The 15656-nt window shown below is 32.8% G+C and carries 15 protein-coding genes; all 15 read right to left on the bottom strand.

The annotated features are described in order from the left end of the window. Window position 1: 1 nt before the first annotated feature. Window positions 2-2584 carry a hypothetical protein gene (locus IGJ55_RS04175; protein WP_430607404.1) on the bottom strand — a complete coding sequence of 861 codons (2583 nt, stop codon included), beginning with the start codon at window positions 2582-2584 and terminating at the stop codon, window positions 2-4. A 16-nt stretch (window positions 2585-2600) separates the two neighbouring features. Then, entirely contained in the window at window positions 2601-3542 is a 942-nt protein-coding gene (locus IGJ55_RS04170) for a glycosyltransferase family 2 protein (RefSeq protein ID WP_429950375.1), read from the bottom strand. A gap of 59 nt (window positions 3543-3601) precedes the next feature. After that, the gene (locus tag IGJ55_RS04165; RefSeq protein WP_430607402.1) at window positions 3602-3940 is read right to left on the bottom strand and encodes a hypothetical protein; all 339 of its coding nucleotides are present in this window, start codon (window positions 3938-3940) and stop codon (window positions 3602-3604) included. Beyond that, a complete protein-coding gene (locus IGJ55_RS04160; RefSeq protein WP_429950371.1) occupies window positions 3937-4287 on the bottom strand; it encodes a DUF2304 domain-containing protein in 351 nt (116 codons plus the stop codon). The genes IGJ55_RS04165 and IGJ55_RS04160 overlap by 4 nt, the downstream gene beginning before the upstream one ends. 1 nt (window position 4288) lies before the next feature. Continuing rightward, a complete protein-coding gene (locus tag IGJ55_RS04155) occupies window positions 4289-5020 on the bottom strand; it encodes a glycosyltransferase family 2 protein (RefSeq protein WP_429950369.1) in 732 nt (243 codons plus the stop codon). A gap of 19 nt (window positions 5021-5039) precedes the next feature. Beyond that, window positions 5040-6530, bottom strand: coding sequence for a DUF2142 domain-containing protein (locus tag IGJ55_RS04150; RefSeq protein WP_429950367.1), 1491 nt, complete (start codon window positions 6528-6530; stop codon window positions 5040-5042). A gap of 276 nt (window positions 6531-6806) precedes the next feature. Beyond that, window positions 6807-7976 carry a nucleotide sugar dehydrogenase gene (locus IGJ55_RS04145; RefSeq protein ID WP_429950365.1) on the bottom strand — a complete coding sequence of 390 codons (1170 nt, stop codon included), beginning with the start codon at window positions 7974-7976 and terminating at the stop codon, window positions 6807-6809. Window positions 7977-8340: 364 nt separating this feature from the next. Beyond that, on the bottom strand, window positions 8341-9177 hold the full coding sequence (rfbD, locus tag IGJ55_RS04140) for a dTDP-4-dehydrorhamnose reductase (protein WP_430607398.1): 837 nt from the start codon (window positions 9175-9177) through the stop codon (window positions 8341-8343). Window positions 9178-9277: 100 nt separating this feature from the next. Beyond that, complete coding sequence (gene rfbB / locus IGJ55_RS04135) at window positions 9278-10306, bottom strand: dTDP-glucose 4,6-dehydratase (protein WP_430607396.1); 1029 nt, start codon at window positions 10304-10306, stop codon at window positions 9278-9280. A gap of 22 nt (window positions 10307-10328) precedes the next feature. Beyond that, complete coding sequence (gene rfbC, locus IGJ55_RS04130) at window positions 10329-10901, bottom strand: dTDP-4-dehydrorhamnose 3,5-epimerase (protein WP_429950359.1); 573 nt, start codon at window positions 10899-10901, stop codon at window positions 10329-10331. 13 nt (window positions 10902-10914) lie between these two features. Next, window positions 10915-11784 carry a glucose-1-phosphate thymidylyltransferase RfbA gene (gene rfbA, locus IGJ55_RS04125; RefSeq protein WP_069640509.1) on the bottom strand — a complete coding sequence of 290 codons (870 nt, stop codon included), beginning with the start codon at window positions 11782-11784 and terminating at the stop codon, window positions 10915-10917. A 119-nt stretch (window positions 11785-11903) separates the two neighbouring features. Continuing rightward, window positions 11904-12620, bottom strand: coding sequence for a glycosyltransferase family 2 protein (locus tag IGJ55_RS04120; RefSeq protein ID WP_429950357.1), 717 nt, complete (start codon window positions 12618-12620; stop codon window positions 11904-11906). After that, on the bottom strand, window positions 12621-13454 hold the full coding sequence (locus IGJ55_RS04115) for a glycosyltransferase (protein WP_430607392.1): 834 nt from the start codon (window positions 13452-13454) through the stop codon (window positions 12621-12623). After that, window positions 13454-14236 (bottom strand): glycosyltransferase family 2 protein, encoded by a 783-nt coding sequence (locus IGJ55_RS04110; RefSeq protein ID WP_430607389.1) that lies wholly within the window; start codon window positions 14234-14236, stop codon window positions 13454-13456. Before IGJ55_RS04110 ends, IGJ55_RS04115 begins: the two co-directional genes overlap by 1 nt. A 230-nt stretch (window positions 14237-14466) precedes the next feature. Next, on the bottom strand, window positions 14467-15603 hold the full coding sequence (locus tag IGJ55_RS04105) for a glycosyltransferase family 4 protein (RefSeq protein ID WP_430607387.1): 1137 nt from the start codon (window positions 15601-15603) through the stop codon (window positions 14467-14469). Window positions 15604-15656 lie beyond the last annotated feature (53 nt).

The raw sequence follows: 15656 nt of genomic DNA, 5'->3' as shown, positions 1-15656 counted from the left end.
ATTAAACAACTAAATAATCTTTAAAATAGTATAAGAAATAAATGAAATCACCGTATAACAGAAGCAAAATGAATACAATACAGAAAATAGAAATAGCATTCGCTATAAGCTTACTTGATGAACGTTCTTCAATTGACACTCTTTCAATAAAACTATCTCTTGTTTCACTTAACAACTTAACACAAATAAAGCCTAAGACTGCTATAAAACACAAGTAGTATCTTGTTTGATGTGTCCCTGGATAACCATCTAGATAAAAACGATCAATTGATGTTTTAAATTGGAGAAGCACAGTAAATAAAATAGATGAATAGAATACTTTTAGCAATGTCATCGTATTATCTTTTAGTTTATTCTTTGTAACTAAATAAATAGTTGGTAAAATTAAAACAAGTATCGAACCTAATTTTTCAAGTGATAGCCAAGAATTTTCCTTAGATAAAGACACATGAGATTCGATAGATGTCCAAGATTGAAATAATTTAGGGAAATAATACATAATATATTCTGAAAAATTCATTTGCATTCTTTCACCAAAAGTTTTGTAGAAAACAGAATTATAAAAATCTGGTATATCCATTGACTGTAATGCCGGTTGAAATGTATCAAATCTTTTATAAACAAGTATGAAGTACACAAAGGTGATAAGATACAATGGTATAGTCATAAAAAATTCTTTGCATAGAATAAACTTGACGTTCTTTTGTTTGTAAATAGAGTAAGCTAAATAAATTACAGCTGCCAATATTACTCCAATTCCAGCAGTTACTTTCGTCCACATTGTTAAGTTAATTCCTAATGCGATTAATAAATACGTAAGGAAATTTAAACGATTTTCAGAGAAACGGAGCATGCCCAAAAAGAAAATGGTAACAGTCAGCAATGTCAAATTATCGTTGTTAACACCACTAAAGCCGTATATAAGCATTGGAATACTTGTTAAAATACTGGCGTATAACAAGTGATAAATTGGTTCTTTTTTCAGCCTAGAATAGCCAACATAAAATGCTAACAATAATCCTGACATACCAATCATAATATTCATAATCAATAGTCGCTTATCTTTAACAAGATATGATCCATCTCCTTGATTATCTACCACTCTAGCCAAATGAAGAATTTCATAGTATAACGGAGGATGGCCTAAATAATTATAAACTGCCTCATCATGAATGACCAATCTATCCTTATCTTCCAATACACCTACTTTAATCTTAAAATAATCAGGAACAAAAAACTTATTCTCATCTTCTAGATAAGCTAAATAAGAGATATGTGCATCTTCATCAGGTGTCCGCCCCACATATTCATGATAATAATTTATCCGATACACTGAATAGATAGAAAATACCAGATAAATCAATATAATTGCCCATTTAGCAGGAATATTCAATTTTTTATAATTTAATACGATCAATAAAAATAGTACCCCAACACAAATTATTATAATTAATGTTGCTTGAGCATTAAATCGTTCAAATATCGGCATAAATACTATGCTATTCGATTCCTGCACCTTATCACTTTGCATATTAGCAACTAAATAATTTGAGCTCTCTCCAGTAGCAATTTGTGCTGGAAATTTTTTTACTTCATTTATACTATTTAGAATTATTCTATAGCTTTTGGCATGAGAATTAGCTTGTTTTTCAAATTTAATCCTATGAGAACTTTCATTGCCTTCAATTTCTTCACCGTAAATAATTTGTTTTGTTATTGTTTGTCCACTATCGACATCAAGTAATGAGAGGTAAATATCTTCTGTTTCTCCCTTTTCACTAGGGTATAAAAATAGTTCAATACCACTCAAGTCGTCAAAGCTAGACATAAAATTTTGGCTATATTCTTTGTCCAGTGCTACTGTTTTTACAGGATCTTCTGTAATAATTCCAAGATCTTTACTATTTGAAGCATTTGTGTAGTTCAAGCATAGATTACCAATGTACAAAATCAAAATTCCAGCTGCAAGCATAGCTCCTGTATATTTTAAGAAAGAGACTTTTTTAAAATAAAGGATTCTTAAACAATAAGCAATATATACCACCAGTACCAGTGCATATAAATATAATTTAATCACACTTTTTTTGTAGATGACTTTTTCAAATTCATTTCTAAACTCTTTAGAAAAAGTCAATTTGGCTTTGCCATCTGATTCTTTTAAAGAAATATTATTATTTTCATTAGAAATCGTGCCCTTATTATCTATTAAGTACTTCGATAGTTCATCTCCACTGTAATTCTTTATGAGTAGCTTTTTATCCTCCGTACCAGAATTAATTTCTATATTCTTTATTAAAACGCTCTTTTCTGAAACATTTTCAAATAAAAGTTCTAGTTTATCTAATTTAAAATATTGAGGATCAATAGCGAAAACTGATTGACTATTCACTACCCTTTTAGAATTAGTTTCTATACCGGATTTGTTATTTTCCATTACCAAAGAAGTCTGACTCATTTCAATATCGTTATCATAATTAACAACAAAACTAATGTTAGTTGGTAACACATTGATCAATCTAATCAAGACAATAATCATAATGCATACCAAACTGGCTATTAAAACTTTAGTATTTTTTTTTGTCATTTTTCTCCCCTATTAACTAGTTATCATAATCCATTTTTTTTACTCGGTATTGAATATCTTCCAAGATTTTTCTATTTGCAGAAATCAAGTCTGCTTGTAGCCCAATGACAAAAGTTTGGAAACCAATTAATAACAGAGTGCTGGCCAAAATCAGTGACTGAATATGACCCGAACCTGACCCTTGAAAAAAGAAAACTAAAAAACGGATACCTACAATTGCACCTACGGTAAAAATGATACCACCCAAAATACTAAAAAACATCAAAGGTTTATACATCATAAATGCACGAAGTATTGTTAGCATTGATTTTTTTATGTAACCAAACATACTGCTAAATAATCTTGATGGTCTCAGCTCACCATTTGTTCTAATCGGTACAGACATCATCGCAACCTTATTTCTACCAGCTTGGACAATTGTCTCTAAAGTATATGTGTATTCATTTGCAACATTCAGTTGCATAGCTGCTTCTCGACTATAGGCTCTAAACCCACTAGGAGCATCTGGTATATCAGAATTTGAAGCTTTTCTAACAACCCAACTTCCAAATTTTTGTAATTTTTTCTTTAAAGGCGAAAAATGTTCCGTTTCAGCAATAGGTCTTTCTCCTATAACAATATCTGTTTTGCCTTCAAGAATAGGTTGTACTAATTTGGCAATATCCGCACCATTATACTGATTGTCAGCATCAGTATTTACAATGATATCAGCACCATTCCTGAGGCAAGCATCTAACCCTGCCATAAACCCTTTTGCCAAGCCTTTATTTCTTTTAAAATTAACTACATAATTGACCCCCCAATTGCGAGCCACTTCTACAGTGTTATCTTGACTACCATCATTAATAATCAAAACTTCAATTTCATCGATACCACTAATTCTTTTTGGTAAATCGTTTAACGCAATTTCTAATGTTTCAGCTTCATTGTAACAAGGTATCTGAATTATAAGTTTCATCGTTTCCATCCTTTGTATTTTTATATTAAACCATTTCGTACCAAAATATAATTGCTAGGTTATAGTTTCATAATAGCTATACCAGCTATTATTACAACGGTACCAATTATCTCTCGAGCACCTATCGTCTCATGTAATAAAAAATAAGAACCCACTAAGATAGCTATATTGATACAAGCGATTGACAATGGATAAATGTAAGATAGCTCTGATTTATTTACAATAACTAACCAAAGTAAGAAACTAGCCAGATAACATAAAATCCCTACTATAACAATCCAAGACATTGACAGAGAGAAAAGCCCATTCTGAAGCAACATCGTTAAATCCTTCGATCCTAACTTAAATAAAATTAATCCTAATGAAGATAATACAACATATATAAAAAATAAAATCATCGATTGTTCTCCTTCTCTTTTTCAGATTTGATTATTGAAATTTCTTGAATCAGATTCTTAATTTTCTCTTCTTGAGTAGACATTAACACACTCTGAAATATTGAGAAAGCTAATAAAAAGATGATTGCACAAAAATACAAAAAGTTAGAGGTTGTTTCAAAACCAAAAAAAATACTTAATGCTTCTGGTAATTTGGGAAACAATGAAAAGATAACTAATCCCAGAGAGAGAACCAAGAGACTAGTAGAACGTTTTAAAGTTAATTTATTTTGATTAATTGATCGCACAACAAAAATGAAAAATGCTATTGCAACAATAAACATCTCAATTCGAAAAATAGTCGTCAATTTAATCTCCCTCCTTCATGAATGCAGCAATAAGAATCGCTCCTCCAACTTCAATCATATATTTTACAGATTTAAAAGAATGAATGGAAGATTGTCCGCCCATTCTTTCTTTCATATTTACAGGACATTCTTTCACCCGTACCTTCTTTTTTATCAAATGAACAATCGTTTCAGGCTCAGGGTACTCTACCGGATAACGACTACAAAACATTTTAATAATATTTTTATTTGCAGCTCTATATCCAGAAGTAACGTCATATATTTTTTCTTTCGTCACCAATTTAATCAACATTGAAATGATTCTTATACCTAGACGTCTCATATATGTTGTTTGAAATCCAGATGATGTAGAATCAATAAAACGGGAGCCAATACAAAAATCTGCTTTATTGTCAATGATTGGTTGGACGATTTCAAGAAGACTATTAATATCATGTTGCCCATCTCCATCAAATTGGACAGCAATATCATAATCATGTTCAAATGCATATTTATATCCAGTTTGAACGGCTCCACCAATTCCTAAATTTTGTATCAAATGAACAGCCGCTTTATTGTGATTTTTTAAAATCTGTTTTGTCCTATCCGTAGATCCATCATTTATTACGATATAGTCTAACGTCAAAGAATGTAGTAATTGTTTGTTCTCTTTCTTAAAATTTTCAATCGACTCAATGGTCTCTAAAATACTGGCTTCTTCATTATATGCTGGAATGATCAATAGAACCTTCAAATTAGCACCTCTCTCCTATTTAAATACTATAAAATGCTATTGTAAAAATTATCATGCTTATGACAAAGTAGGTTGATATAGAGATAAGCCAAAGATTTTTTTCTACATTTAATTTTTTCTCTTCTTTTCGTTTTTCAATAACTACTTCATCAATCAAAATTTGTTCAGTTTCAACATTTTGTTTGTAAAAAAGATTTGAAACATTTGTCAAAACAGGTATTAAAACAAATAATCCTATAAAATATCTCCCCTGAACACCTATAACAGTTAATTCACCTACTGGAGTCCATGTTAAATATTGACTTAAAATAATCATTAACATGACACCAACAATAATGAGAGAGAGACCTAATTTATTGAATGACGATAATTTTTTCTTCACATTGAAAGGGAAAAAGAGACACATTCCGCCAAAATACGCTAAATATAAAAGTCCAACATGAGCAGAAAAATATTTTAACCATCCAAATCTAAAGTTCATTTGAAAAAGATTTATACTATCTACTAGTGCAGTAATTAACACACGCGTAGAAATAACAAGATTCTCTTTAATAAAACGCAACTGTTCGCTAGGGTTAACTTGAGCACCTCTATGAACAGGCTGAATCGTTGAATAATACAAGTACCAACTTAGTGTTGCTACTATCAGTACGCCTAATAGAGCAAGCGCCATAAAGTATGTTTTTTTGTCTTTATATTTTTTAGGTTCTATAAAAATAAGTATCCCTGACAGTATTACATATGGTAATTTACATGAAATCATAATCAAGCATAATATAAAAAAGGTAAACAGTTCTTTATGCTCAATCTTCTCAGTAGCGAAAAGTAAATTGACTAAATATGAACATGTAAGCAGGATCAACCCATTTGCAAGTGCATCTTGGCTGTACGAAGCTGCCAAATAAATAGACATTGGAAAAACAGCAATCGTAGTAAACATCGGCTTATAATATTTAACCTTTTTGATAGCCAAATATGCAAGCAATGCATAAATCATTAAATTAAATATCCGTCCCAAATAAAAAGTCCAATATAAACCTAATGATAACACCTTCCCTACAATTAAACCTAAAGCTTGAGGAATATATCCAATAAAAGAATAAGTCGAAGTCGTAGTAATATAAACTTGTGCTTGTTTTTCACTTGAAGTTTTGACAGAGCCTAAATCATTTTTAAAAGTCTGTTTCACTCGCTCATTCATTGCTTGATAATCTTTTGATATCTTCAATTTTTCTACTTTATCACTCATACCTAAATTTCCTTCTGCAACATAAAACGCACGTGCCAAATGACTCGGCTCATCTGGAGTATCTAAAACAGGAGTGATAAAAGTAAATACTGTACCTAAAACAAGAATACAACATAGTGCACTTGTCTCTAGTTTTTCTTTCACAAAAACAATAGGAATAGCAGATAAACAGACTAACAAAATGATTAACTTTTTAGGTATCGGATTAAATTGAAAAAAGAAGATTGTAGCTATTAATACAACCACTACCAGTCCAAACAAATACTTCCACCTAGTTTTTAACAGATTGTGGAAATAAGAAGTAATATTACTCACCGCACTCATTAATTTTCCCCTTTTACACATTATTTATTTAGGTATTGACTACTAATACAAATATCACTTAAATATAAATCCGTTACTTTTTAAATATACAGATTTAAATAAAAAATCCACATAATTCAACACTTTCCTAAAAATTCTAACACTTATACTGTGTTATTTCAAGTAGTGCGAGATTACTCTAATGAAAGAAAAATGTCTTATAAGGAGGCTCTTTTAGTCCCTTTCAAAAATATCTCTAGTATAAACTTTTGCCTTCACATCAAATAATGTATCTTCCATTCGATTCGTCACAATTATATCTGAATCTTTCTTAAACGTATCAAAATCTTTCTCAACTTTTGAGTTATAAAATTCTTTTTCCGTTAATGTAGGTTCATAAACAATAACCTCTATGCCTTTTGCTTTTAGTCGCTTCATGATTCCTTGGATAGAAGAATATCTAAAATTATCCGAATTAGCTTTCATTGTTAATCGATAAATACCAACAACCTTAGGCTTTTTAGCCAATATTTGTTCAGCAATAAAATCCTTACGAGTTGTATTGGCATCCACTATCGCTCCAATTATATTATTAGGTACTTTATCATAATTTGCGAGCAACTGTTTCGTATCTTTAGGCAAACAATATCCGCCATAACCAAAAGATGGATTGTTGTAAAATGAACCAATTCTCGGATCTAATCCAACCCCTTTAATAATTTGTTTAGCATCCAATCCTCTAACCTCAGCAAATGTATCTAATTCATTAAAATAGGCTACTCTGAGTGCTAAATACGTATTGGAAAATAATTTGATTGCTTCAGCTTCTGTAGCATGAGTCAATAATAGTTCAGAATTTTTTTCAATCGTATTTTCTAAAAACATATTTGCAACTTCTTCTCCACGCTCTGAACATTCACCAACAATAATTCTAGATGGATGTAGATTATCATACAATGCTTTTCCTTCGCGTAAAAATTCAGGTGAAAAAATAATATTCTCCGTTTGATATTTTTTTCTTATACTATCTGTATAACCAACAGGTACAGTTGATTTTATAATAAATACAGCATCTTTTCGAATAGCCAATGCTTGTTCAATAACATTTTCCACAGTAGACGTATCAAAGTAATTTCTATCTTCATTATAATCCGTTGGAGTAGCAATAATCAGATACTCACCAAAATTAACTGCATCTTCAAAATCCTTCGTAAATTCTATAGTTAAATCCTTTCTATCTAAAAATGCATGTATTTCATAATCTTCTAAAGGAGAAATACCTTTATTTAACAAATCAATTTTTTCTTCAACAATATCATAAGCCTTCACTTGTTCATTTTGACTTAGCAATAAAGCATTTGCCAATCCTACATATCCTAACCCAAATACTGAAATTTTTTTCATTTTTTATTCCTCCAATCAATATCATTCATGATTTCAACTCAATAATTATATCTTAGATGTCAGTAAAATAAAAGATAGCTTATTTTGTATACTACGCTTAAGTTTCACAACTACTATGTATTGAAGACTGAGATATAAGTTAACTTATATCTCAGTCGTATAAATTAGAAACGACTATTTCGGTAACAAACCAGCCTGCACAAAAACCAGTAATGGTTCAAACCTGAATACTCAATGCCTTATTCCAAAAATAATTTTTATGAATTTACTTTTATGGTTATAAAAAATGATACGACAGAACAAAATCGGCTTTTCATTAAATATGCTCATTATTTAAAGACAAACTGCTTTTAAGTCAAGCTTTTTACAATGTATTCAACATCATTTGCAACGCTTCTTGCCAAGTAGGAATTTCAAATCCTAAGGCTTTCGCTTTACTAATATCCATCACTGAATATTTAGGTCGAATTGCTTTTTGCGGAAATTTACTTGAGTCAACTGGTAAGACTTCTACTTTGGTATCTTTCAAAATTTCTTTGGCAAATTCATACCAGCTACAGCTATTATCATTTGACAGATGGTATACGCCATAAGGTGCCTTTTTTTTAATAACAAATACCATAAATTCTGCTAAGGTTCTAGTCCAGGTCGGACGTCCAAATTGATCATTGACTACAGTCAGTTGATCACGTGTTTCGGCTAATTTCTGCATTGTAAAAACAAAATTATGACCATACTGACCAAACACCCAAGAAGTCCGTATAATGTAATATTTTTCCATCGATTTTTGAACGATTTGTTCCCCTAGCAATTTTGTACGACCATACTCATTTTGAGGATTTGTTTGATCATCAACCTTATACATCTCTTCTTTTTTTGTGCCATCAAATACATAATCTGTACTGATATAAACTAACGTTGCATCGACAGCCTTGGCAGCATCGACTACATTTTGTGTTCCCTCTACATTAATTTTTTCATCTAGCTCTTTTCCTTCATCCTCAGCTTTGTCCACTGCCGTATAGGCTGCACAATGATAAATCAATTCAGGTTTTAAATTAGTAATAAACGCCATTGTCTGTTCCGCATTTGTAATATCCATTTCTTTTGAGTCAGTCGAAACATATTCTAATCCTTGTTCATCCAATAAATGACGCAATTCTGTTCCTAATTGGCCATTGCCACCAGTTAAAAGTATCATGGTTATTTCCTCCCTCAAGAAAAAAAGCAGGACTTCTCCTGCCTTACTAATTTTTATTTCAGTCACTGTGTCAAAAAGCGTTAACTTTTTTTATCACAAGCTACTGCCCATTTTTAGCATAATTTGCTTCTACAGCAGCTTTATCAGCTGTCCACCAATCAGAATTTTCTGTATACCATTGAATTGTATCAGCTAATCCATCACGGAAGTTCGTAAATTCTGGTGTCCAACCTAATTCTTCGCGTAATTTTGAAGAATCGATTGCATAACGTAAATCATGTCCTGGACGATCATTTACATGCTCATAAGCATCTTGGGGTTGCCCCATTAGCTCTAAAATCAGTTCCATTACAGCTTTATTATCTTCTTCTCCATCAGCACCAATCAAATACGTTTCACCAAGCTTGCCTTTTGTTAAGATTGTCCAAACCGCTGAAGAATGGTCATTTGTATGAATCCAATCGCGGACATTTTTACCGGCACCGTATAGTTTTGGTGTGATTCCGCTTAAAACATTGGTAATTTGACGCGGAATAAATTTTTCAATATGTTGATAGGGTCCATAATTATTTGAACAGTTAGAGATCGTTGCTTTCAGTCCAAACGAACGTCCCCAAGCTTTTACTAATAAATCTGACCCTGCTTTCGTTGAAGAATAAGGACTAGATGGGTTATAAGGTGTTTCAGCTGTGAATTTTTCGCCTTCCCCCTCACCATGTCCTGGTAAGTCTTCACGTAATGGTAAATCCCCATACACTTCATCTGTGGAAACATGGTGATAACGTACGTCGTGTTTACGACATGCTTCGATTAGTGTATATGTCCCAATGATATTAGTTTGTACGAAAGGAAATGGGTCATTCAATGAGTTGTCATTATGAGATTCTGCTGCATAGTGAACCACAGCATCTGTATTTTTGACCAAACGATCAACCAATTCAGCATCTGCTATATCTCCGACAACTAATTCAACGCGATTGGTTGGTAATCCTTCAAGATTTTTTTCGTTCCCAGCATATGTCAACTTGTCTAATACAGTGACATGAACTTCGGGATGATTGTTCACTACATAATGAACAAAGTTTGATCCAATGAAACCAGCTCCACCAGTAACAATAATGTTTTTCATCTTCAAGCTCGCTCCTAGTCTTTTATATTTCACCGTAAATAAACGGATTTTCTGATTCAAATTCTTTTAAGGTTGGATGCTTCTTGTCTTTTTCAGATGTGATTGCTTTTTCAATAGCAATCGGCCATTCAATTGCTAAATCAGGATCATCAAAGGCAATCCCACCGTCAGCCGCTGCATTATAATAATTATCACACTTATACATAAAGTTAACATCTGGCGTCAAAGTAACAAAGCCATGTGCATAGCCTTTAGGAACTAATAATTGACGATGATTATGTTCTGATAGAATATACCCTTCCCATTGTCCATAAGTTGGGCTTCCTTTTCGGATATCAACGATGACGTCTAGCACCGCACCAGTAACTACACGAATCAATTTGGTTTGAGCGGCTTTACCTTTTTGAAAGTGCAACCCACGTAGTACACCGGCTTCACTGGATAACGAGTGATTGTCTTGGACAAAATCGAAATCTAATCCTTGTTCAGCAAACTTTTCTTTAGAATAGCTTTCAGTGAAAAAACCACGATGGTCTCCAAAAACGTCCATTTCGATTATTTTTACATCTTTCAGCTTAGTATCCATAATTTTCATTATCTATTCGCCCCTACTCTGTTTCTGCTAATCGTAATAAGTATTGTCCGTAACCATTTTTTTTCAGAGGTTGGGCCAATTCAACTAACTGTTCTTTCGTGATGTACTTCATTCGATAAGCAATTTCTTCTAAACAAGCTACCTTTAAATTTTGGCGCTTTTCAATTGTTTCAATAAATGTTGATGCTTCTAAAAGAGACTCATGGGTGCCAGTATCTAACCAAGCAAAACCACGACCCATTAATTCAACAGATAGATTATTTTTTTCCAAATAAACTTTATTGACGTCTGTGATTTCTAGTTCACCACGATCAGATGGTTTTATGTTTTTGGCAATCTCGATTACCTCATTATCATAAAAATACAGACCTGTTACGGCATAATTTGATTTTGGTTTCTCTGGTTTTTCCTCTATAGAAAGAGCTTGCATATTATTGTCAAATTCAACAACACCAAATCGTTCTGGATCATTTACGTGATAGCCAAAAACAGTAGCGCCATTTTCTTTTGAGGCAGCACGCTGCAGCATATTAGATAGACCGCCACCGTAGTAAATGTTATCGCCTAGAACAAGACAAACACTATCGTCACCAATAAATTCTTCACCAATAATAAACGCTTGCGCTAGTCCATCTGGGCTTTCTTGTACTGCATATTCAATATGGATTCCAAGATCTTTCCCATCACCAAACAGGCTTTCAAAACGCGGAGTATCATCAGGAGTTGAGATAATCAAAATTTCATTGATTCCAGCCAACATCAAGGTTGACATTGGGTAATAAATCATTGGTTTGTCATAAATCGGCATTAATTGTTTTGAGGTTGCCTTTGTTAATGGGTATAGTCTTGTTCCACTTCCGCCAGCTAAAATTATTCCTTTCATGGAAAAACTCCTTTAATTTATTTATTTCGTTTAATTGCTTACGCCACTAAACATTATCGCATTATCATAGAGACTTGTCATGCTTTTTGAGGTTATTTTACAAAACTGTAAAATAACTCTCATTTTACTTTCAGTATTTTTCTCCCTATAAGAGCGATAATGAGTGCCATTCGCCATTTTAATTGCTGACAGCGACTTGCGCCTGTATCAATTTCACTTGCATTACTAGCATGTCTGCGATAAAGAGTAAGTTTTTGTGGAATCATCGCACTTTTGTTTTTTGATGCAGCAATTAGACCAATCCACATGTCATGCATCGGCACATTATTAGGAATGGGTAGTATTTCCTTTTTTAAGGTCCCACGAAACGCCATACCAGCTCCAATGTACTTATTCTTAACGATATTATGAATAAACCCAAGTTTTACATTACGATAATCAAAATAAGAGGCTTCTATTACATCAAGACTCTCATTTACGATCACTAAATCACTAATTACCAAATCTATTTTTGGATGCTTTTGGAAGAAAGCTATTATTATTTGAACCTTTTCTGGTAACCAAACGTCATCTTGGTCTGCTAAAAAAATAAACTCTCCTTGACTTTGTTTAATTGCAAACTCAAAATTAGCAATTACGCCTTTTCCAGGACCTTTAAAAAACTTGATCCGCTGATCTTGCTCCTGATAGTTTTTAATGATATTCAACGTTTCATCTACAGATCCATCGTCAGATATTATCAGCTCATCAGAAGGTCCTATTTGAGGCAAAATACTTACAAGTTGTTCTTCTAAATATTTTTCACCATTGTATGTAGCAATACAAACTGAGATCATTTACTTTCCTTTCATTAATGTTCGATATTCTAAGAATGTTCGGCGCCAAATGTTACGATTTTTAACAAATAAAAATTGCTTGACTGCTCTCAAAAACAAATGCCTTCTGTGAGTATAAAATTTATCTTGATCGTATTTTTGATAGAACAGCGTTTCTGCACGAATAATTGATTCATACCTTTGGCTACTGACCGTTTCATAATTTAACACAGATAAGTCATGCATCAGTTGATGGTCTAAAACGCTGATTTTTTTATTTAAGTTGCGTATTTCCCAAAAAAGCCAATGATCTAAAAAATCCAAAGGAAAAGCTGTGTTAAATGGCGCAATCTTGTCGAGCATCTCTTTTGAAATAACCGTCCCTGAGTTGATCCCCATGATAGGTTCTGAATAGACACCGACTTTTGGTAACTTAGAGTCACGTCCGATATATTGATCGGAAAATACCGGTGATATCTGTCTCCCATGAGAATGAATAATTGGAACATAGGCGCCAATAGCTTGATTTACTTTTAAATTCAATAATGTCTCAATATAAGTATCATCTAAGAGGGTATCTTGATCCAGTAACAGCAATAAATCGCCTTGAATCTTTTTAAGATACAGACTTCCTTTATTGTATGCCTCAGCTAAGCCTGGATTTGTTTTATCGTGGATATACAGGACATTTTCTCTATGAAAAAATTTATTGTCTTGTATTTTTTCACTATTATCGTAAACGAATAAATAAACAGACTTATTCTTCTTAATCGCTTTTTTGATAATTTCATAACTGGGGGTTTGTGAGAATTCTGTTCGATATAGAACCATTGTAATGACTAATTTGTTCTCCACTAGAAAAACCTCCAGCCCCATTTATTAAAGAATTTGACCATTGATTGTAAGAAAATTTTAAATAACTTTTTATTTTTGTGTGCCCCTTTTTCGTATAAATGAATCACCGTTTCAAAAGGTGTATACAAAATTTTATATCCTGCTTTTCCAAAACTCATACAAAGATCGTTGTCTTCAAAATACATAAAGAATCGCTCATCAAAACCACCAATTTGCTTGAATTTATCGACATCAACGACCATTAAACAACCTGATCCCATTTTGATATAAGAAGTTTTATCCTCTGGCAAATCGCGGCATTCATAGTAACTCAAGCGTTTATTAAATAGTTTCTTAACAGATTGAAACGGAATAAAACGAAGCATATAATCAAACACATCTAATTTTTGTCGGACTAAATACTGGGTTGTTCCATCTGAATTTAGTACCTTAGGGCAAACAGCGGCCAATTGCTCTTCTTTTTTTATCCGTTGCATCATCTTGTCTAAAGTATCTTTGGTAATCAAAACATCTGGATTAAAAATAACGCCATAACTAGTTTCTACCTCTTGTAAAACCTGATTATGTCCATAGCCAAAGCCTTTATTTTCTTTACAAGCATGCAGTGTAATAAACGAACCATAGCGCTCTAATTTATTTAGATAACTTTGCTCTGACGCATTGTCAAATATATGTATGTCATATTTTGATTTGAAGCCTAATTCATTTTTTAAATTATCAAGCACATCAAAAATATGACGGCTATTGTGTGTAACAATGGAAATCGTTATGCTATCATTCATATTTTTGCCCCTCGTTTACGATAAAATCAGGTAAATCATTCAATTTTAAACTATTTAGCTATAGCTTTAGCACACTTGTTAGACGACTAAAACACGCTGTACAGTTTCCATGAATCATTGAACCCATGAGAGCGGAGCAAAACTTATTGTGTTTTGTCCCGCTCTCACCTTTACTCAGTCTACAAATTATAACAGAGCTTAACAAATCTAAAAAGAAACGCCTCGATTATTTACTTTTTCTTAGAATGTTTGCCCAATCGTTTTTCTATCTGCTGTTGACGAAATTCACGATTTCCAAATACTCGCAAAATATACATCAATGGTTGATGATTTTCACCAACTAATCCAATCATTTCAATAAACAATTCTAAGCCAATAGCACTAAAGACAATCAACAGAATCGAACCGACATTACTTGCATAGCTAAACAGCAATGCTACAAACGAAAAAACTAACGCTAAGCCATAGATCGTCATCACTGCTCCCTTATGGGTAAAACCTAGTGACAGCAAACGATGGTGTAAATGCATTTTATCCGCTGAAGAGATCGGTCGTTTGTTCATTAAGCGTCGAATAATTGCATAGACGGTATCTGTGATCGGTACACCTAAAATGATCATAGGTGTAATCACTGTAATAAACGTAGCATTTTTCAATCCCTGTAATGACATGACCGCAATCATAAAGCCTAAAAACAAAGCCCCAGTATCACCTAGAAACACCTTAGCAGGATAAAAATTATAAGGAAAAAATCCTGCAATACTAGCGACTAAAACAAAAATTACAATTGGAATAAAAACCGTTTTCGCATGGAGGAAAAAATAACCAATTACACCAATTGTTGTTAAACTGATAATGGAAACACCTGATGCTAAGCCATCTAGTCCATCGATCAAATTGATCGCATTAGTGATTGCTAGTATCCAAAATAACGTTAGTGGTAAGCTAAACCAACGTAAGTCGATTTGACCGAAAAAAGGTAAGCTCACAAAATCGATTCGAATCTCTGCTACAAAGTAGATAACTAAGGCACCTAGTAAGATACCCACTGTTTTTTTCTTTGGAGATAACTCATAAATGTCATCGATCAAGCCTGTCGCCACTACTATTCCTGCGCCCAAAAGAATCGGCCATATATAATCTATGGGAATAATCGACTGAAATAATACTAAACAAGAAAACGAAAAAACAAAATAAATACTCAAGCCTCCAGCTGTCGGCATATTTTTTGTATTTATCCTTCTTTCACTTGGCGCATCATATGCCCCTATTCTAAAAGCCAACAGCTTTACTATTGGCGTTACAATCAACGATAAGATAAACGTCAGAAATAGACGAATCACAATTTCATAAATAAACATCGACATGATGACCCTACTTTCTTAATGTACATCGTATATTATACCGAATCATTCAACAT

The organism is Enterococcus sp. AZ170 (assembly GCF_050545135.1).
GTDB lineage: Bacteria > Bacillota > Bacilli > Lactobacillales > Enterococcaceae > Enterococcus_L > Enterococcus_L ureilyticus.
The sequence above is the reverse complement of the archived record's forward strand: the minus strand, read 5'-3'. Positions and strand labels throughout refer to the sequence as shown.